The sequence below is a fragment of the Paenibacillus psychroresistens genome (genome assembly GCF_009728935.1).
GTDB lineage: Bacteria > Bacillota > Bacilli > Paenibacillales > NBRC-103111 > Paenibacillus_AC > Paenibacillus_AC psychroresistens.
This window is the reverse complement of the sequence record NZ_CP034235.1, coordinates 967,574-985,047: the sequence shown is the minus strand read 5'-3', so window position 1 is coordinate 985,047 and position 17,474 is coordinate 967,574. Positions and strand designations below refer to the sequence as shown.

Annotated in this window: 18 protein-coding genes; 8 read left to right on the top strand and 10 right to left on the bottom strand. The window is 41.1% G+C overall.

Annotated features, from left to right (window positions below):
• The first annotated feature begins 38 nt into the window (after positions 1–38).
• Together EHS13_RS04585 and EHS13_RS04580 are read left to right on the top strand one after the other, a co-directional pair.
• Complete coding sequence (locus tag EHS13_RS04585) at positions 39–1,019, top strand: aldo/keto reductase (protein WP_155699234.1); 981 nt, start codon at positions 39–41, stop codon at positions 1,017–1,019.
• Positions 1,020–1,320: 301 nt separating this feature from the next.
• Positions 1,321–1,716 (top strand): DUF4259 domain-containing protein, encoded by a 396-nt coding sequence (locus EHS13_RS04580; protein WP_155699233.1) that lies wholly within the window; start codon positions 1,321–1,323, stop codon positions 1,714–1,716.
• Positions 1,717–1,892: 176 nt separating this feature from the next.
• Here EHS13_RS04580 and EHS13_RS04575 read toward each other — a convergent pair whose 3' ends face one another.
• Positions 1,893–2,135 (bottom strand): hypothetical protein, encoded by a 243-nt coding sequence (locus tag EHS13_RS04575; protein WP_155699232.1) that lies wholly within the window; start codon positions 2,133–2,135, stop codon positions 1,893–1,895.
• Complete coding sequence (locus EHS13_RS04570; protein WP_155699231.1) at positions 2,092–2,229, bottom strand: hypothetical protein; 138 nt, start codon at positions 2,227–2,229, stop codon at positions 2,092–2,094. The genes EHS13_RS04575 and EHS13_RS04570 overlap by 44 nt, the downstream gene beginning before the upstream one ends.
• A gap of 221 nt (positions 2,230–2,450) precedes the next feature.
• Between EHS13_RS04570 and EHS13_RS04565 the strand changes: the two genes are divergently transcribed.
• Both EHS13_RS04565 and katA read left to right on the top strand, forming a co-directional pair.
• Positions 2,451–2,834 carry a hypothetical protein gene (locus EHS13_RS04565; RefSeq protein WP_155699230.1) on the top strand — a complete coding sequence of 128 codons (384 nt, stop codon included), beginning with the start codon at positions 2,451–2,453 and terminating at the stop codon, positions 2,832–2,834.
• Between the two features lie 18 nt (positions 2,835–2,852).
• A complete protein-coding gene (katA, locus tag EHS13_RS04560; protein ID WP_155699229.1) occupies positions 2,853–4,310 on the top strand; it encodes a catalase KatA in 1,458 nt (485 codons plus the stop codon).
• Between the two features lie 273 nt (positions 4,311–4,583).
• Here katA and EHS13_RS04555 read toward each other — a convergent pair whose 3' ends face one another.
• Both EHS13_RS04555 and EHS13_RS04550 read right to left on the bottom strand, forming a co-directional pair.
• Positions 4,584–5,570 (bottom strand): alcohol dehydrogenase catalytic domain-containing protein, encoded by a 987-nt coding sequence (locus tag EHS13_RS04555; RefSeq protein WP_155699228.1) that lies wholly within the window; start codon positions 5,568–5,570, stop codon positions 4,584–4,586.
• The gene (locus EHS13_RS04550; protein ID WP_155699227.1) at positions 5,567–6,547 is read right to left on the bottom strand and encodes a zinc-dependent alcohol dehydrogenase; all 981 of its coding nucleotides are present in this window, start codon (positions 6,545–6,547) and stop codon (positions 5,567–5,569) included. Before EHS13_RS04550 ends, EHS13_RS04555 begins: the two co-directional genes overlap by 4 nt.
• A gap of 258 nt (positions 6,548–6,805) precedes the next feature.
• Between EHS13_RS04550 and EHS13_RS04545 the strand changes: the two genes are divergently transcribed.
• Positions 6,806–7,693, top strand: coding sequence for an AraC family transcriptional regulator (locus tag EHS13_RS04545; RefSeq protein WP_155699226.1), 888 nt, complete (start codon positions 6,806–6,808; stop codon positions 7,691–7,693).
• Here the strand turns inward: EHS13_RS04545 and EHS13_RS04540 are convergent.
• Complete coding sequence (locus tag EHS13_RS04540; RefSeq protein WP_155699225.1) at positions 7,690–8,166, bottom strand: GNAT family protein; 477 nt, start codon at positions 8,164–8,166, stop codon at positions 7,690–7,692. The genes EHS13_RS04545 and EHS13_RS04540 overlap by 4 nt on opposite strands.
• Before the next feature lie 166 nt (positions 8,167–8,332).
• Here EHS13_RS04540 and EHS13_RS04535 point away from each other — a divergent pair, with 166 nt between their 5' ends.
• Positions 8,333–9,379: a M23 family metallopeptidase gene (locus EHS13_RS04535; protein ID WP_155699224.1), complete on the top strand. Its 1,047-nt coding sequence runs from the start codon at positions 8,333–8,335 to the stop codon at positions 9,377–9,379.
• Positions 9,380–9,481: 102 nt separating this feature from the next.
• Positions 9,482–10,291, top strand: coding sequence for a sulfite exporter TauE/SafE family protein (locus tag EHS13_RS04530; protein ID WP_155699223.1), 810 nt, complete (start codon positions 9,482–9,484; stop codon positions 10,289–10,291).
• A 22-nt stretch (positions 10,292–10,313) separates the two neighbouring features.
• On the opposite strand, the gene EHS13_RS04525 is transcribed toward EHS13_RS04530, so the two are convergent.
• Positions 10,314–11,222 carry a Gfo/Idh/MocA family protein gene (locus tag EHS13_RS04525; protein WP_155699222.1) on the bottom strand — a complete coding sequence of 303 codons (909 nt, stop codon included), beginning with the start codon at positions 11,220–11,222 and terminating at the stop codon, positions 10,314–10,316.
• 181 nt (positions 11,223–11,403) lie between these two features.
• On the opposite strand from EHS13_RS04525, the gene pepT reads away from it, so the two are divergent.
• Positions 11,404–12,633: a peptidase T gene (pepT, locus tag EHS13_RS04520; RefSeq protein WP_155699221.1), complete on the top strand. Its 1,230-nt coding sequence runs from the start codon at positions 11,404–11,406 to the stop codon at positions 12,631–12,633.
• 95 nt (positions 12,634–12,728) lie between these two features.
• On the opposite strand, the gene EHS13_RS04515 is transcribed toward pepT, so the two are convergent.
• From EHS13_RS04515 to EHS13_RS04500, 4 genes are all read right to left on the bottom strand, one after another.
• Positions 12,729–13,067: a hypothetical protein gene (locus tag EHS13_RS04515; RefSeq protein WP_155699220.1), complete on the bottom strand. Its 339-nt coding sequence runs from the start codon at positions 13,065–13,067 to the stop codon at positions 12,729–12,731.
• 235 nt (positions 13,068–13,302) lie between these two features.
• Entirely contained in the window at positions 13,303–15,057 is a 1,755-nt protein-coding gene (locus EHS13_RS04510) for an ABC transporter ATP-binding protein (RefSeq protein WP_155699219.1), read from the bottom strand.
• Between the two features lie 3 nt (positions 15,058–15,060).
• Positions 15,061–16,848: an ABC transporter ATP-binding protein gene (locus EHS13_RS04505; RefSeq protein WP_155699218.1), complete on the bottom strand. Its 1,788-nt coding sequence runs from the start codon at positions 16,846–16,848 to the stop codon at positions 15,061–15,063.
• A complete protein-coding gene (locus EHS13_RS04500; protein ID WP_155699217.1) occupies positions 16,841–17,440 on the bottom strand; it encodes a TetR/AcrR family transcriptional regulator in 600 nt (199 codons plus the stop codon). The genes EHS13_RS04505 and EHS13_RS04500 overlap by 8 nt, the downstream gene beginning before the upstream one ends.
• Positions 17,441–17,474 lie beyond the last annotated feature (34 nt).

The following is a 17,474-nucleotide window of genomic DNA, read 5'->3' as shown; positions in this document are numbered from 1 at the left end:
TTAGAGAGGAACTGAAAGATTGAAAGGGGCAAAAACAAATGCATAAAAGAAAATTAAGAGATTTAGAAGTGTCCGCAATTGGTTATGGCTGTATGGGGCTATCTCAAGGATATGGTTCTGTGCCAGAGCGCAGTGAGGCTATTAGCCTGATTCGCAAGGCTTATGATATTGGCTGTACTTTTTTCGACACAGCCGAGAGATACGCCATGGGTTCCAACGAGGAACTGGTGGGTGAAGCACTGAAGCCGATCCGGGATAAGGTTGTAATTGCCACCAAGTTTATGTTTGAAAAAAGCAACGAAGTGAACTCTAACGAGAAGCTACTGCAACAAATTAGGGGGCATGTGGAGGCTTCTCTAAAAAGACTTGGAACAGATCATATCGACCTCTATTATCAACACAGAGTGAACAAGGACATCCCAGTGGAAGAAATCGCATACTGCATGGGCGAACTGATTAAAGAAGGAAAAATCCTAGGCTGGGGACAATCACAGTCCACAGAAGATGAAATCCGACGCGCGCATGCGGTAACTCCCTTGACTGCGATTCAGAGTGAATTTTCCATCATGGAGCGGATGTTTGAAAAGGATGTGATCCCCACATGTGAAGAGCTTGGTATCGGCTTTGTTCCGTTCTCTCCACTTGCCAATGGATTTTTGTCCGGGAAAATCCAAGCAGATACCCAATATGTTGGAGTTGACGCAAGGAGAGTTATCACTCGCTTTAACAAGGAGAATATTCTAGCAAATCAGCCATTGCTAGACTTATTAACCCGTTTTGCAGAATTAAAAGAGGCCACTCCTGCTCAGATTTCTCTTGGATGGATGTTGCATAAAAAAGATTTTATAGCACCCATTCCTGGTTCACGAAAACTTGAGCGAACTCAAGAAAATCTAAGGGCAGCTGACATCGAGCTAACAGATGATGAATTTAATCAAATCGAGAAAGAGCTTGCTAAAATTGTGATCCACGGCAACAGAACAGATGCTGATCTTGCAAAGCTGAGAGATCTCAAATGAAGGTAAGCACAATCAAGAAAGCCGGCCAGCCAAATGGTCGGTTTTTTTTGGGTGAATATTGTAATTTCAACCTTATTTTTTATTTAAGGCGGTAAGCAAGCGAGTCGTTATGAATGGTACGAGTTAGCTCTAAATACGGCTGTCTCATTAAGCTATCGGGGAGGATAATTTAATAACATCGCGAATACTTCAACTATGTAGAATTTGCAAAATTCGTAAATAAGACGGTTGGTGAATTCCCGAATTACTAATAGTTAATAAAGAACTACAAAATCAAAAAAAGAAGCGAGAGTGTTAGTACATGGGAGCATGGGGATATGGAAATCTCGAAAATGATACAGTATTGGATTGGGTAGAAGAACTCTTAGAAACGCAGGATTTGAGCTTAATTTCTGAATCTATTGAAATGGTGCTTGATGATAGTGATTTAGATACAGACACGGCAGCTATTGCTTTAGGAGCAATAGAAATACTGGCTGCGTTGCAAAATAGACCCGGAAAAGAAAAATATGATGATGAACTTGAAGAGTGGATAAACCAACAAAAAGGACAGGGAAATAATCTATTAGTAATAGCTCAAAAAGCACTTGGAAAAATACTTTTAGAATCCGAACTCAAAGAATTATGGGAAGAATCTGAAAATTTTGAGGAATGGGTAAAGACAATTAAGGAATTGGAAAAAAGATTAATTTTGTGAGAGGCAAGCCCAAGAAGTCAGAGTCTTCACATAGCTTAATATTCACGCTTCAACCAGACACTAAGCTACCTTAAACCTCGCGGGTTCGTGAATATAGGTGGTACTAATTCTCAATCTTTGAGAGAGTATCAGCAGTTATTTGTTATGTTTGGTTCAAGGAAATCACCAGCTACCATTTAGACACTTAGCTTTTTGGCATACTGTTGATCGTCAATCACCCATTTGTTTTTGAGCTTGACGCCTAGCTGTTTATCAAGTTCTCGCGTATACACGTTATTGTCCCAATCATCTCCGCTAGGGAACTTCAATCCACTGTTCTGCATGCGGACCGTAGATACTTCAATAGCAGGATCATATTTAACAAGCGGGCCGTCCTCAACCACTGCAGCAGCTGTTGTTGATGGTGCTGTAGTTTCCACACCTGTAGCTGCTGGAGCCTCTACATGCCGACATGGTTAATGTAACCGACATTACTGCAACAAGTCCCCATAATTTCCACTTGCTATGATTCATGCTTATTCCTCCCTTTTTCTGCTTGCTTCCCTTCCTATTATCGAGAAAAGCAAATGAGTTGAATATCCTAAGATTTAGTTATTGCTGTCACTTTTTTATCTGATTTACACTTAGAGGAATAGAACTATTTCATACATAGATCAGGTTTGGGACGAATATAAATACAAAAGCTGAGGAATTGCTCCAGTCTGTTCAATTAGCAAAATGGAGGTGATATTGCAATGAACAAGGACCAATTATTAAATAAAATTCACGAGGATTATACCGAAACCATTCATAATGGAAAACTACTCGATCATGTTGAGGACTATATCAGAAGCTATCTCAAAACGATTCATCAAGGCCTTGAGAAGATTCAAAAATATCTCGGCCAAGAAGTAGAAATTGAATTCGATGACTGCAATGCAATCGCTCACATCCGGATTAAAGCCAACTCGATTCATTTTTATCGAAGACAGGATAGAATCGATGTCTCTATTCTAAGAAATGGCAATAAACAAGATGATCAAATAATTGTATCAGATAATCAGGTATGTCACAGTCGTATGTATGAAAAATCGATCCAAACCGCCATGGATCAATATATGAGCTTAGCTTTTCAATAAATAAGGAGTGATTCTGTTATGAGTAAGGATAATAACAAGCTGACCACTAGCTGGGGAGCTCCAGTCGGAGATAACCAAAACTCGATGACCGCAGGTGCGCGCGGACCCACTTTAATCCAGGATGTTCACCTCTTGGAAAAATTAGCGCACTTCAATAGGGAACGTGTCCCTGAACGTGTGGTACATGCTAAAGGCGCTGGGGCGCACGGATATTTTGAAGTTACGAATGACTTGTCGAAGTATACAAAAGCGAGTTTTTTAGCTGAAGTTGGCAAACGTACGTCCATGTTCATCCGCTTCTCAACGGTTGCAGGTGAGCTTGGTTCTGCTGATACGGTTCGTGATCCACGTGGTTTTGCTGTGAAATTCTATACAGAAGAAGGAAACTATGACTTGGTCGGCAATAATACCCCGGTTTTCTTTATTCGGGATGCGATTAAATTTCCTGACTTCATCCACACCCAAAAACGCCATCCGCAAACACACTTAAAAAATCCAAATGCGGTCTGGGATTTCTGGTCTCTCTCGCCTGAGTCTTTGCACCAAGTAACTATTCTCATGTCAGACCGTGGGATTCCAGCAACTTTTAGACATATGCATGGTTTCGGCAGTCATACCTTTAAATGGGTCAATCATGAAGGGCAAGCCGTTTGGGTCAAATATCATTTCAAAACAGAGCAAGGCGTTCATAACCTTGATGTTAATCTTGCTGCTAAGCTTGCTAGTGAAAACCCTGATTATCATACGGAAGATTTATTCAATGCGATTGCTGACGGTGACTTCCCGGCTTGGAAGCTTTGTGTTCAGATTATGCCTTTGGAGGATGCGAATACATATCGCTTCGACCCATTTGATGTAACCAAGGTATGGTCTCAAAAAGATTATCCTTTAATCGAATTAGGTCGGATGGTATTGGATCGGAATCCAGAGAATTATTTTGCAGAGGTTGAACAAGCTACATTCTCGCCTGGCTCATTCGTGCCTGGAATTGAAGCTTCGCCAGATAAAATGCTGCAAGGCCGTCTCTTCGCATACGGTGATGCCCATCGTTATCGGGTTGGGGCTAACCATAATACTTTGCCGATCAATCGTCCCCTTGCAGAGGTGAATAATAACCAGCGTGACGGACAAATGCGCTCTGACAGCAATGGTGGAGGCTCCGTTTATTATGAGCCAAACAGCTACGACGGTGCTACTGAGTCAGCAGCTGACAAACCGGCAGCATTCGCTGTTTCAGGACTGGCTGATAGCGTTGCTTATGACCATAGCGATCATTACACTCAGCCCGGTGATTTATATCGACTATTAAGCGAAGAAGAACGTGCACGTTTAGTTGTCAATATAGTGGGGGCAATTAGCCCCGTGGAGAAGGACGAAATTAAAATCCGCCAAATCGGACATTGGTATAAAGCCGATCCCGAGTTCGGAAGCCGCATTGCCGCCGCGCTTGGTTTACCGGTTCGTGAGGATGCATAACGAGGATTGTGATTAGAGCTTTATCGAACATAAACCTTCCTTTTAACCTGTATCCCCTTCGCTCAGTGTTCAAATTGAGGAAACCAGTGGATAAAAGTTCTATTCCCAACTACTTTAATTCATTAAATTGCTCACTCCCTCTATACGATAAGTAATGCTGAGTCAAAGGGATACAGATCAAAAGGACACCGATCAAAAAGGCAGTAACCTATCTGGCACGGATATCCGACAGTAAGGTCAGCAGCCTTTTTGCTTTGTTTGTATTATTTCTTTTCACCAATCCAGAACAACACCAAGCTTGTTTTTACTTGGGTCGAGAATTAAGTCCCACGCCTCTACGGCCTGTTCAACTGGAAAGTGATGCGTGATTAAGGGAATGGTTTGCAGCCAGCCTTCGGTAATCCCTACTATAGTTTCATCCATAGCAGCTTGCGTCCATCCAGATGGACAATACAAGGTCATCCTTTTAGTGCGCAACAGTTGGATATCGATTCTTCCATCCGCTTCGTAAAAGCCTGCCGAAACCAAATGGCTATCTACCTTAGCTAATGGAAATAGCTTTAAAACAGATTCCATAGAACCTACTGAATCAACAATAATGGCTACTTTGCCATTTACAGCTTTAAGTGCTTCATCTCTTGAGGTTTGTTTGGTATTTATGGCGGTAATCGCAGCTGGCAATAAATCTAATCGATCCTGATGTCTGCCAAGCACGAAAACCTGAGCCCCGCGATGCAGCAAGGTTTGTGCTGCCCATTGTCCAACCATCCCATCGCCAATTACAACAGCGTAATCACCGGCTTTGACGGGTGGACACATCCCACAGTTATAACCAACCTGTGTAAGTACAAGACCAGAGTAAGCAAGCGGATCAGCTGCTGAGGGTATTTTCCAAACCTGGCTTAATGGGGTAACTGCCGGACTAATATGTCCTCCATAAGGAACGAACATGCCTTCAACTTTGCTCATCGCAGCAAAAACTCGTTCACCTACATTAAATCCAGTTACATTGGCGCCAATCGACGTAATTTTTCCAACCTTTTGATAGCCATTAATCTGCGGGAAAGGTATGGGATCTCCATTTTTAAATGCCGTTTCTCCATTTGATCTTTCACCTCGCAGATAAGACGACTCCGTCCCGTTGCTGATCCACGAATATTCAACGCTAATAACAACATCATCCACTTGAGGCTCTGGTATACTTACATCTTGATAGGCTACTTTAAGCCTTTCTTTGAAAACGACGCCTTTTCCAATCATAATGAACGCTCCTCTTCTGCAGCTGGCTCAAAATCCGTTTCGGGGTAAAAATAAACCTTAATCGCTTTCTGTTCTCTTAATAGCTGTACAGCCTCATCATATTTTACAAAAGACCCATGGTAGGTTTGAATGCATTCCATATTCAAGCGCTTATTTGCTACTAAATCGATTAACAAGGCATGATCTCTTGGAGTTGTAGGCCTGTATCTATACGATTCCAGCTTAAAACCACTAAACCACAGCTGGTCTGAGTAGCGTAATTCCCCTCTTAGTACTCCAAAAATAACCACATGATCCCTTACGAAGCTCATCACATTCTGTACAGAAGGAGCAGCACCGACACAATCGTAACCTAAGTCGAATTTCTCCTCGAGCTGATCGCTAACGAGCTTCGCTTCACCGATTCCTAAATCATTAACAAACTGTACACGTTCCTCACTAAGATCCATTCCAACTACTCGTGAAGCTCCCCACAATTTAGCCATCTGAATAGCTAGAATACCTGCAGGGCCTAATCCTGAAATGAGGATAGATTTCCCCTTGATATCGCCAAATTGTTGCATGCCAATCATCACACATTTCAGCAGTTCAAACGAAACCGCTTGTTTATAAGAAATAGCATCAGGCAGCTTGAGCAAATCCTCCTCTCTAAAACAAACATATTGTGAATAAGCACCTGGAGCATCGCCATTATGTTCAAGCGCTGCAACCCGATCCCCCACCTTTAATGAACGAATCCCGCTGCCAATAGTCTTCACAACACCTGCCATTTCATGTCCAGGAAACCCGTATTGCAAAGGATAGGCTGGAGCAAGGCTATAATCAAACATGTTCCTGCCACCGAGCATATTAATGTCCCAACGCGGACAAGTAGAAACAATTTTAAGCTCGACTAGCACTTGGAAATCCTTAACTTTAGGTATTTTTGTATCAATTATTGTAAATGCATCCTTACCTAGGATCTGCAATGCCTTCATTATAATTGCTCCATTCTTTGATTTAAATTTGGCATCCTATACCTTTCCAGTATAAGGAATTTCCTTCATTATGTATTTATATAATCTTGCTTTATATTTATGATTAGCAGTGTAAAATCAGCTTAATTAACGCCATAACAACTCCTAAATTCATATAATATTTCACTACGTCTGATTTCGTTCATAAAAGGGTTTACATTGATTATGTTTCAAATTACTATTGGAATGAGACTCAAACACAAAGGAATGTGAAGCTAGATGAAGCTGAGAAACTATAGTATCTCTTATTATAATGCCATGAATTATAACTCAGCGATCACATCCGAGTCCGAGTATAAAACGGGAGGCATTCACCCGACATATGAACTGCTTTTTCTGGCATCTGGCAGCTTCCGACTCCACTGGTTAGGTGAGCAATACGAGGTGTCCCCGCAATCCTTATTTATCATTACGCCAAATACACCTCATGATTTAATTATCACATCGCAGCAAGCCGTTTATTGGTACATTGAATTAACCGAAGTGACCGCTGAGCCCTTGTTTGCGAAGTTGCAGAATGTTCTGTTGTGGAATCGATTGCAGTGTGGCATTGATGCAGCATTTGGCTTGTCTCCCCTGTTGAAGTTATGTCTTCAAGGTATTAGCAGCATGCTTGACAGTCGTGTTCAGGACCAGCCTTATGGCGAGGAAATATTACTATTGGACGTGGAAAAAATCCTTTTGATGGTCCGCGGCACCGTGGAAGAGCATCAAAAAGATTTAAAGCAAAGTAAAAGCAGATCACTTCCTACTGGTTATTCTTTAAGTAAGGATGTGGTTAAGGCCTTAGCGCGGCACATGGAGTCGGCTTATAAATTCAAAATTACATTAGCAGATTTAACCCGAATCAGCAACTTTCAAGCCACATACTTAATCAAACGATTTAAAGAAGAAACAGGCTTTACACCGATTGATTATTTGCTGGAGCTGCGAATGGAAGCCGCTAAAACCTACTTATCTACTACAGAAATGCCCATACAAATAGTTGCCTCAGAAACGGGTTACCCGAATATCTATCACTTCAGTGGGGAATTCAAACGTAAAACGGGATTTAGCCCTACAGATTGGCGCAAAAAAAACAGACAACAAAAAAGAGGCTATCTCTAATTAAACGTGACCCAATTCGTGGTTCCCAAAACAGCAAAATCCTGCTTAAACCAAAAATTCCGTGATTTATGAATTGTATATACATACATTTTTTTCTTCGGGTATTTCTCTTTAAGATAGTTCATAAAGAATTTAGCATACCCCTTACCTTCAAACGGCCTCAATATATCCAAAACCTCGATTAAGATTATGTCCGTTTTATTTTTGATATCTATATAGAAATCCTTCTCCAAGTACTTGTCCTCTTTATCAAAATAATCTTTTTCTGCCTTATCGATCAGCAGCTTGCCATTCTTATACTCCCAAATGACTGCATATCCCACTAGCTCGGCTTCCTCTTCAATTAGATAAATCTCCGCAGGCAGCTCCGACTTATCTTTTTTGCTCAATTCCACCGCATGATAGCCATTATCTATTTCACTTAATAGATTTTGCATGTCTGGATCAAACGGTTTTGCTGTAATACTACGCATGGTCAATCTCCTTCATTTGTTGTGATTAAGGTTTTGTATCCCTAACTATACCACTAACCATCGGAACTTATATAAAATTTGCGACATTAAGCATAAACATGCATGCATTGCACATGCTAAAATAACCATTCTTTGCAAAAACACTCGGGAGGATTAATAGTATCTCATGAAAATTAAACCAACTAGATCCTTTCAGTATTTGGTCTTATTTATCACATTGATTGCCGTAACCTACACACCAATTAGCCCTGTCCTAGCCGCGGTCCCAGCTTCTTCTCCCCCAAAAACACAATCCGATCATAAAATAATATTCGCAAAACGCCTAGAATTGTTTGAAAAAGTTAGCATGGTTACCGGAATTCCTTGGTCTTATTTGGCTGCAATGGATCAATATGAGCGAAGCTTACGAATCACTAAAAAACTCCCAGCAAGCCAAGGCTTAATTGGGATACACATTTCTGAATCGGACTGGGCTGGCGCGCTAAACCCGGATCAAACCGACACCAATCCAACCTCGATTTCGCTATTTCGTGGCTTAGGTCAAGATGGTTCCGGGGACGGCTTTGCGCAGCGAGATAACGATTTAGATCTACTTAAAACGGTATCCGCGTTTATTTCAACACCTGGCAATCGTGAGGAAGATTTACAAATAAGGCTTTGGGAGTATTACCATAATTCACGCAGCGTACAGCGAATCCAACAATTCGCACGAATTTATGCGGTTAATAAAACCTTGGATTTATATCAAAATTCTTTTCCATTGCCGGTTAGTGCCGTATACTCCTATCGCAATACCTGGGGAGCCAAGCGTGGCTGGGGTGGACTGCGCATTCATGAAGGCACCGATCTTTTTGCTGGTTATGGAGTGCCTGTAAAAAGCACCTGTCATGGAATCGTTGAGATTATAGGCTGGAATCCATTTGGCGGATGGAGAATTGGCATTAGGGATCTCAATAATGTTTACCATTATTATGCTCATTTGTCTGGCTTTAATAAACCGATTAAAAAAGGTGATATTGTTAAGCCTGGGCAAATTGTCGGTTGGGTTGGCAGCTCTGGATACGGGAAACCTGGAACTTCAGGCAAATTCCCGCCTCATCTACATTATGGGTTATATCGAGATACAGGTCTGACCGAGTGGTCCTTTAATCCGTATTCTTATTTAAATAAATGGGAACGGGAGGATTATCTTCGTTTAAAAATGAAAAAATAATTCCTCAATCAAGCGTGAAGACTGGTGTATAACTCCCTGTTTTGTGGTATAAAACGTTAGAGGGGTTCTTCAACAGTAATCCTCCGGAAGGACTTCAGTGTAATGCTCATCTTTGGCTTATTCATTATTTTGGGGATTATTGCCGCTGCATTTGGAAGCCTGCTAGGCTTAGGTGGTGGAATTATCATAGTGCCTGCATTGATATATTTAAACCCGACGCTTTTTGATGGTGATCTGCTTGCTTCTACAGCAGTTGGAACCTCGATGGTTGTGCTCTCATTTACAGCATTCAGCTCCTCCTTAACTTATATCAAAGCTAAAAAAGTTGATTTCAAAAGCGCATGGATTTTCTTTATCGGAAGCGGCCCTGCTGCTATAGTAGGGGCTTTATGTACTCAAGCCTTTAAACCTGAGACACTCCAGCTTGCTTTTGGTTTCTTTATGCTGTTAATCGCTGCCATTATGGTTGCACGCGACTATATGAAGCCCTTAGCGATATCTTGGAAAATAACTCGGCGTTATGTCCAAGCAGATGGACAAGTCAGCTTATTTGGTTACAGCTATTTCGCGGTTTTAAGTATTGGATGCTTGGTTGGTCTCTTCTCTGGATTGTTTGGGATAGGTGGGGGATCTCTGATGATTCCTGTCATGGTTATTCTGTTTCGTTATCCTCCTCATATGGCTACGGCTACTTCGATGTTTGTGATTTTAATGTCCTCACTTCTCGGAAGTGGAACCCATATTGTACAAGGGAATGTATCTTGGGGGATTCTAGTGCCATTAGCTATTGGCGCACTAATTGGCGGATGGCTAGGAGCCGTACTAAGCACTAAATTAAGCGGGAAAATGCTAATTTGGATTCTAAGAGTATCCTTTTTACTTATTGCTGTGGATTTTATCTGGCTTAAATAACAGATCGACCTGAGTAAATAATTTAGAGTCTCACAGTTTCTCCAGTAGCTCTACTTTCATTACTCGCTTCCATAAAACGAATGATTTCTAACATTTCTGCGGGATCAATTGGGGAAATTTTATTACGGTACATCGCTAGAATTTCCTCCAGCATTCCGGAATAGTAAGGCTTAGGATGTGAGGAAACATCTAAAAATTGAGTCCCCTGCTGTCTATGTAGCAAAGCTCCAAATTTATTATTCCCCAACCGATTGCCACGTAAAGTACCCACTCTTCCGTCGAGCCATTCCCCGACGATAAAATCACCATCTTCATTAGATACAGCTGTTACTTGCTTACAGCCTTCACCTAATCCGGCATATAACATTTCAACCATATGAATGCCATACCAGAACAAGCCCGGCTGAGTAGGCTGGATTGCCATCGGCCCAGAACAATCCATGCCAAAAATCTCACCGTTCTCCTTGTCAGCTATTGCGTCTATCAACGCTTGCGAATATCTTAACGCAGAACAGCTCATTACGGGTAGTTGATGATGAGCTGCCAAATCGAGAATAGCCTTGGCTTCCTGATAGCTTAGAGCAAGCGGTTTATCAATAAAAACCGGCTTGCCATAGGCAGCAATTCGTTTAAACTGTTCATAGTGAACACGTCCGTCTACAGATTCCAACAAGATCATATCACTAGCTTCAACCACTTCCTCTGGAGAAGCTACTACTTGAACTCGATATTCATTTTGTAATTGCTCCGTAAATCCAGCCACTCGAGCATAGCTCATTTCAAAATCATCGGACACACTTGAGTAAGCTATCGTAATCCTTGCTCCAGGGATGTGGAAAGGATGATCCTCATTGTGCAAAATGTCTGCAAATGCAGTAACATGAGATGTATCTAATCCGATCAAGCCTATTCTAAGGTTATGTGCTGACACTTAGTTTCCTCTTTTCTATCGCCTCATTTCCTTTATCTTAAAGCTCCTCTCTATTTAAGACAAGACTTTATGTTGTCTGTAAGTCCTGTTTACTACTCACTTTGATAACAATATCGGGTACACATATGTTTTTAAACAAGAAAAAAATCTGCTAAAATAATTAAAAGGAGCTGAAGCCAATATGAAAACTGAGATTATTGCCCGTTTTAAAACATATGTACAAATAGATACGCAATCCGATGACAGCAGTCAGACCTGCCCTACAACCTCCGGTCAATTAGTTTTGGGACGAATGCTTGTAGATGAGCTTAAAAGCATCGGTATGAAGGAAGTTACAATAGATGATAATGGGTATGTAATGGCCACTCTTCCGTCTAATACAGATAAGGATGTTCCAACGATTGGATTTCTTGCTCATATCGATACGGCTACCGACTTCACAGGTAAAGGCGTTAATCCACAAGTAGTCGACAGCTACGACGGTCATGATATTGTACTCAACGAAGCTCAACAAATTATCCTATCACCAAGGGATTTTCCCGAGCTAGCAGGCTATAAGGGACAAACTCTAATTACAACAGATGGGACAACTTTGCTTGGTGCTGACGACAAAGCTGGCATGACAGAGATTATGACTGCGATGGCTTACCTGATTAATCACCCAGAAATTAAACATGGCAAAGTCAGAGTTGCTTTTACCCCCGATGAGGAAATTGGAAGAGGCCCGCACCGATTCGACGTGACTGCCTTTGGCGCGAAATATGCCTATACAATGGACGGAGGTCCTCTTGGAGAGCTTCAATATGAAAGCTTCAACGCAGCGGTTGCTCGCATAACCTGTAGTGGAAAAATCGTTCATCCAGGTACAGCTAAAGGCAAGATGGTGAATTCAGCAAAGATAGCTATGGAAATCCAAAGCAAATTGCCGACCCTAGAAGCGCCTGAGCACACCGAAGATTACCAAGGGTTCTTCCATCTAATTTCTATACATGGTGATGTTGAACAGACAAAGCTACATTATATTATTCGTGATTTCGATAAGGAACGTTTTAGTGGAAGAAAGGCTGAATTGATTCAGATCGTTGAGGAATTGAAAGCAAGTTATGGTGAAGGCAGCATTGTGTTGGATATTAAAGATCAATACTATAATATGCGGGAGAAAATAGAACCGGTTAAGGAAATCGTTGATATTGCCTATCAAGCCATGGTTAATCTCGGAATTGACCCTATCGTCCGTCCAATCCGCGGCGGTACGGATGGATCCCAGCTTTCCTATATGGGCTTGCCGACCCCGAATATATTTACTGGTGGAGAGAATTACCATGGACGTTTCGAATATGTCTCCGTAGATACGATGGAGAAGGCGACAAAAGTGATCATTGAAATCGTTAGGCTTTTTGAACAAACCTAGCTGAGAGATTAAATCGAATAAAGATCCAAGTCTATGGAGCTTTCGCCTAAGACTTGGACCTTTATTGTTACTTAAAGCAGTGGACAATTGACTCTCTAAATCTGGTCTACATTTGCTCCTGAAATTACATAGTCTGTTATTATTTTTGAGAACAAAACATAATCATTTGTATTTAGAAGATTATCCAACTCACTGCCGATTGTAGTTGTAAATTGAACTTTACTATAGAGATCGCCATTTAAGATGGTGAATAGTGTAAACCCATTCAGGAATGGATTTTGCTCGTTGCCATATTGAACAAACAGTGATTCTTGTGGATTTAGTGTAAAGGTAGCCGTCCCATCTTGGTTGGCTGGATTGACTCCTTGACGTACAAAAAGCGTAATTTGTAACACAGCTTGACTGGTATTGACAAATGTTTTTGTACCTGCCATTTTATTATCCCTCTTTTCATAATTAATATCATAGAAAGACTATTAATCTCTCATACTTTCATATTATGTAAAAGTAGAAAACTAGTGATAGAAAAAAGGCCCTTTTTTCCTATATGTAATGGCTTTCACCATTTGGTTGAAGAGAATCCTCAGGGCATAATTACCTTCAAATTAATGGACGCTGCTGTCTTTGCTAGAAACGGCTGGTTTAGGACTGCTGCCTAAGGTTTTGGATCTACTTACTTTTCCTATCCTGCATATTATGTAATCGCATATATACTCCGCCTGCATCAAGCAAATCAGCATGCCTTCCTTGCTCCATGATTCTTCCTTTACCGATCACATAGATCATATTTGCTTGCCTTATTGTGGAAAGGCGATGTGCGATGGTTATTGTCGTTTTGCCTTCCATTAAACGTTGAAGCCCCATCTGAACCGCTTGTTCCGATTCAGAATCTAGAGCTGATGTCGCCTCATCAAGCAGAAGAATTGTCGCATTCTTCAATAATGCTCTGGCAATCGTTATTCTTTGCCTCTGACCGCCGGATAGTCTTGCCCCCCGTTCCCCAATACTAGTGCTGTAGCCTTCCGACTGTTCCATTATAAAATCGTGGGCATACGCAGACTTGGCAGCTGCAACAACCTCCTCATAAGTAGCATCCATCCTTCCATATCTGATGTTTTCTTCAATCGTCCCTTCAAAAAGGTAGCTATCCTGTGAAACATAAGCCATTTTATTCCTTTGTTCCGACAATGAGTAGTCTGTGAAGCGTTTGCCCTCAAACCGAATCTGCCCTTGCTCAAGCGGATAAAAACCTAGCAAAAGCTTGAGGATTGTACTTTTACCTCCGCCGCTTGGACCTACTAGTGCAACTAAGTGTCCTTTTTCAATAGATAAATTTAACCCATCTAGTATTTTTTCACCCTCACCATAGCTAAATGATACATTTCGAAACTCAATAATTTGCTTACTCTCATTTTTATGTGCTTTATTTTTGGCTTCATTATTATGTCGTTCCGGCTCCTCAGCAATATCTAATAACTCAAATACTCTGGCAGCTCCAGCAAACGATGACTGCAAATTCGCCCAAAAGCTTCCCAGATTGCGAAAGAGATTCGTTACATGATCCAACAATAGAATTAGAGATAGCAAAGTCCCCAATGTAATTTCACCATGGATTAGCAGTAAGGTGCCGAAGATAAAGACTCCACCGTTATTAATCCATATCAACGTGTAATTTGCGCTATTCAGAAAAGCAGATCTTACCGAACGAGCAATGGACAGCTTAGCTAATAATTGATTGGTTACCTGATATTTTCGGTTCATCTGGCCTGTCATTTGGAAGACTCGGCTTACTTGTGCTCCCGCAATTAAATCCATTAATCTTTCCACCTGTTTGCCCAAACCCTGTTGGATTTCCAAACTAATTTTCCGTAACGGCAGGGCAAATCGGGAATTAACATAGGTCGATACTAATCCCACCAAGATCAGGACAACGGCAAATTTCCAGTTGAGAAACAACATAATGACAGCTGAATAAACCCCCGTCATCAGCAGCGAAACAATCGAACGTATATTTCCGCTTAAAGCATTCTCAACTACTCCTAAGTCGTTATTAATTCTCGATAAACTGTCACCACTATGAGTGTTCTCGTAATAGGCCACTGGGAGTTTTTCCATGTGATGGAATACGCTCAAGCGAAAGTCAATCATAATTGCTTTGACTGTCTTGCCAAACAGATATTGAAAAAGTGGGGTCAGGCAAATTAATAAAGCAATAATTATAGAAAATTCTAGGCATATCTTCCCTACAGTGTTCATGTTTTTGGCGGTAACTGCATCCAACACGAGCTTTATCAATAAAGGAAATACAAGCGACATACTGGAATCCATAAGGCTGCTGCCCAATAGTCCCAATAAGTAGGCTTTTCTTCTAGGTTTGATTAATTGAGCCAGTCGCCTAGCTTCAGAATTACGCTTATCAGCCATCGATTATGCCCCTTCCCCTTCAAGTACCATTAGGGATTCCGCTTGCTTAATCCATTGTTTATCATACAAGCGTTTATATGTACCGGCTTTATCCAGCAGTTCTTTATGCGTTCCACTTTCGACGATGCGACCTTCGTCTAAGACAATAACTTCATCTGCTTCGATAATCGTGGATAGACGATGTGCAACGACTAATACCGTTTTGTCTAGCATGATGTGGTGGATCGCTTCTTGGATCAGCATTTCAGATTCTGTATCCAATGCAGATGTCGGCTCATCCAGAAGTAAGATTGGTGCGTCCTTTAATATAGCGCGCGCAATAGAAACACGCTGTCTTTGTCCGCCTGAAAGCTTCACTCCCCGCTCGCCAACAAGGGTTTGATAGCCTTCCGGCAACGACTGAATATAGTCATGTATATTCGCCATTTTCGCAGCTCTTACTACATCCTTCATGTTGAACTCGGTTTTTCCACAAGTAATATTTTCCGCTATGGAGCCAGAAAAAAGAAAGGTCTCTTGTGAAACCAGTGAGATCAACGATCTTGCAGCTGACAGCTCCCACTCTGACAATGCTTCATCAAACAGCTTAATACAGCCATTTTGAGATTCATAAAATCCTGATATCAGTTTAAAAACGGTTGATTTACCCGATCCGCTTGATCCAACCAGAGCTAATGTCTTTCCCTGTGGCAATGTAAAACTGACATCTTTCAATACCCTATTAAGTCCATCATAGGAGCATGAAACGTTAATAAACTCCAGAGCTGGTGCAGACGGGGATATTTCTGGCGTTTTCCCGCCTCTTCGCTCGGTTTTCTCGTCCATAAGCTCAAAGAGATGCCCTGCAACCCCAGCTGTTATGGAGTAATTGCTTATTTTGTTGGGTAAAGAACCCATTCCTCCTACGAGATAAGTAAGCAGCTGAGCAAATGCTACTAGTCCACCGGCAGTAAAATCACCTTGAATCACCATATATCCACCAAACAGAAAAAAGAGTAAAAAAGGAACCGTTTCCACGAACACACTCACAGACCCCATTACCGACTTTCTCTTCTCCACTAACAAGGAATCTGCCAGCATCTGCTCGAGTACACTTTTGAATTTTCCATACATAACTTGAATGAGATTATAAGATTTAATCATGTAAATGCCGCTAATAGCATCTTGAACTGCGGAATTCGATTTCGCTAAACTCATCTGAAGTCTGGAAGAATACTCATTTAATGGACGGCTAATCCTGGTTGTCAGAATTGCCATGAGCGGTAGGATAGCTATACAAAATAATAATAATTTCCAGCTTAGAAAAAACATCACAATAATACTTACACTCACTCGAACGATTTCAAATACAATTCCCATAAGATCATCTTTGACGAAATTTTCGATAGTCGTGATCCCATTGGTCATTCGGGATACTAGATCTCCAGAATGATGCGTTTCCATATAGGAGATAGGTAAATGGTCAATTTGCGAGCTAAATTTATCCTTCATATCCCGAGCTGCATACGCACTGTAACGCCCAGATGAATAGGTATCCAAGAAGTTCATGATAATGCCAATTACAATAAAAATAATCATATATTGGATCGATTTACTTAACTCCTCCTTGTCACCGGACAACGAAGAGTTTACAAGGATATTAATCACATAGACAAGAAATATATCATTTGCCGCATTTAATATCGTACATAACAGTTTAACTATTACCCAGAAGCGATAAGGTCTAAGAAACGGAAGAACTCTTCGCATTGTGTATAAAGAAGAATGCTGGCCTTCCGCCTTATTATTCATCCCGTGCCACCTTGCTTAAAACCTCTTGATCAGCTTTCAACAAAAGAGCTTCATACATCTCTATCATCATTTCTGCAGCTTCATTAATATCTAAATCCAATGTATCGGTGTTAATCATACTTCCGATGCCAATTAAATAAATCGAGAGCTTTAAGAATATTTTGGATAGCGTACTTTCTGGAACTGCAGTTTGACTCGTATTGTGTTCCATATGTAAAAAGGAGATAAACGATTCTACGTTTAATAATTTGTCCTTGCTGTCAAACTTTCTGTACCCAGAAAGGTATACCGTTTTAAAAAGCTGCTTCTCGTTCTTCGCAAAATACAGACAGCCAATTGCATTATTTAAGGCAAGTACGTTTTTTTCATCTTCATACTCGCTCATTCTGGCATTAGCAAAGCTAACAGCCTTATCGTACACATCATCTTTTAATTCCACCATGTTCCCATAAACACTATAAATGGGTTGAGTCGAGCATTTAAGCTTCTGCGCTATACTTCTAGCTGTTAGAGCTTCTAATCCATGAGCTCGAACAATTTCAAACGCTGCTTCTAAAACCTTTTCCTTGGTTATCTCTGCTTTTGGGGGCATATTAATCTCTCCACATTTCATAATAACTATCGTT

Excerpts from the sequence above, each read along its gene's own strand:
- EHS13_RS04585 (WP_155699234.1), top strand. The coding sequence starts at position 39 with ATGCATAAAAGAAAATTAAGAGATTTAGAAGTGTCCGCAATTGGTTAT.
- EHS13_RS04580 (WP_155699233.1), top strand. The coding sequence starts at position 1,321 with ATGGGAGCATGGGGATATGGAAATCTCGAAAATGATACAGTATTGGAT.
- EHS13_RS04570 (WP_155699231.1), bottom strand. The coding sequence starts at position 2,229 with ATGAATCATAGCAAGTGGAAATTATGGGGACTTGTTGCAGTAATGTCG.
- EHS13_RS04565 (WP_155699230.1), top strand. The coding sequence starts at position 2,451 with ATGAACAAGGACCAATTATTAAATAAAATTCACGAGGATTATACCGAA.
- katA (WP_155699229.1), top strand. The coding sequence starts at position 2,853 with ATGAGTAAGGATAATAACAAGCTGACCACTAGCTGGGGAGCTCCAGTC.
- EHS13_RS04555 (WP_155699228.1), bottom strand. The coding sequence starts at position 5,570 with ATGATTGGAAAAGGCGTCGTTTTCAAAGAAAGGCTTAAAGTAGCCTAT.
- EHS13_RS04550 (WP_155699227.1), bottom strand. The coding sequence starts at position 6,547 with ATGAAGGCATTGCAGATCCTAGGTAAGGATGCATTTACAATAATTGAT.
- EHS13_RS04545 (WP_155699226.1), top strand. The coding sequence starts at position 6,806 with ATGAAGCTGAGAAACTATAGTATCTCTTATTATAATGCCATGAATTAT.
- EHS13_RS04540 (WP_155699225.1), bottom strand. The coding sequence starts at position 8,166 with ATGCGTAGTATTACAGCAAAACCGTTTGATCCAGACATGCAAAATCTA.
- EHS13_RS04535 (WP_155699224.1), top strand. The coding sequence starts at position 8,333 with ATGAAAATTAAACCAACTAGATCCTTTCAGTATTTGGTCTTATTTATC.
- EHS13_RS04530 (WP_155699223.1), top strand. The coding sequence starts at position 9,482 with ATGCTCATCTTTGGCTTATTCATTATTTTGGGGATTATTGCCGCTGCA.
- pepT (WP_155699221.1), top strand. The coding sequence starts at position 11,404 with ATGAAAACTGAGATTATTGCCCGTTTTAAAACATATGTACAAATAGAT.
- EHS13_RS04515 (WP_155699220.1), bottom strand. The coding sequence starts at position 13,067 with ATGGCAGGTACAAAAACATTTGTCAATACCAGTCAAGCTGTGTTACAA.
- EHS13_RS04510 (WP_155699219.1), bottom strand. The coding sequence starts at position 15,057 with ATGGCTGATAAGCGTAATTCTGAAGCTAGGCGACTGGCTCAATTAATC.
- EHS13_RS04505 (WP_155699218.1), bottom strand. The coding sequence starts at position 16,848 with ATGAATAATAAGGCGGAAGGCCAGCATTCTTCTTTATACACAATGCGA.
- EHS13_RS04500 (WP_155699217.1), bottom strand. The coding sequence starts at position 17,440 with ATGCCCCCAAAAGCAGAGATAACCAAGGAAAAGGTTTTAGAAGCAGCG.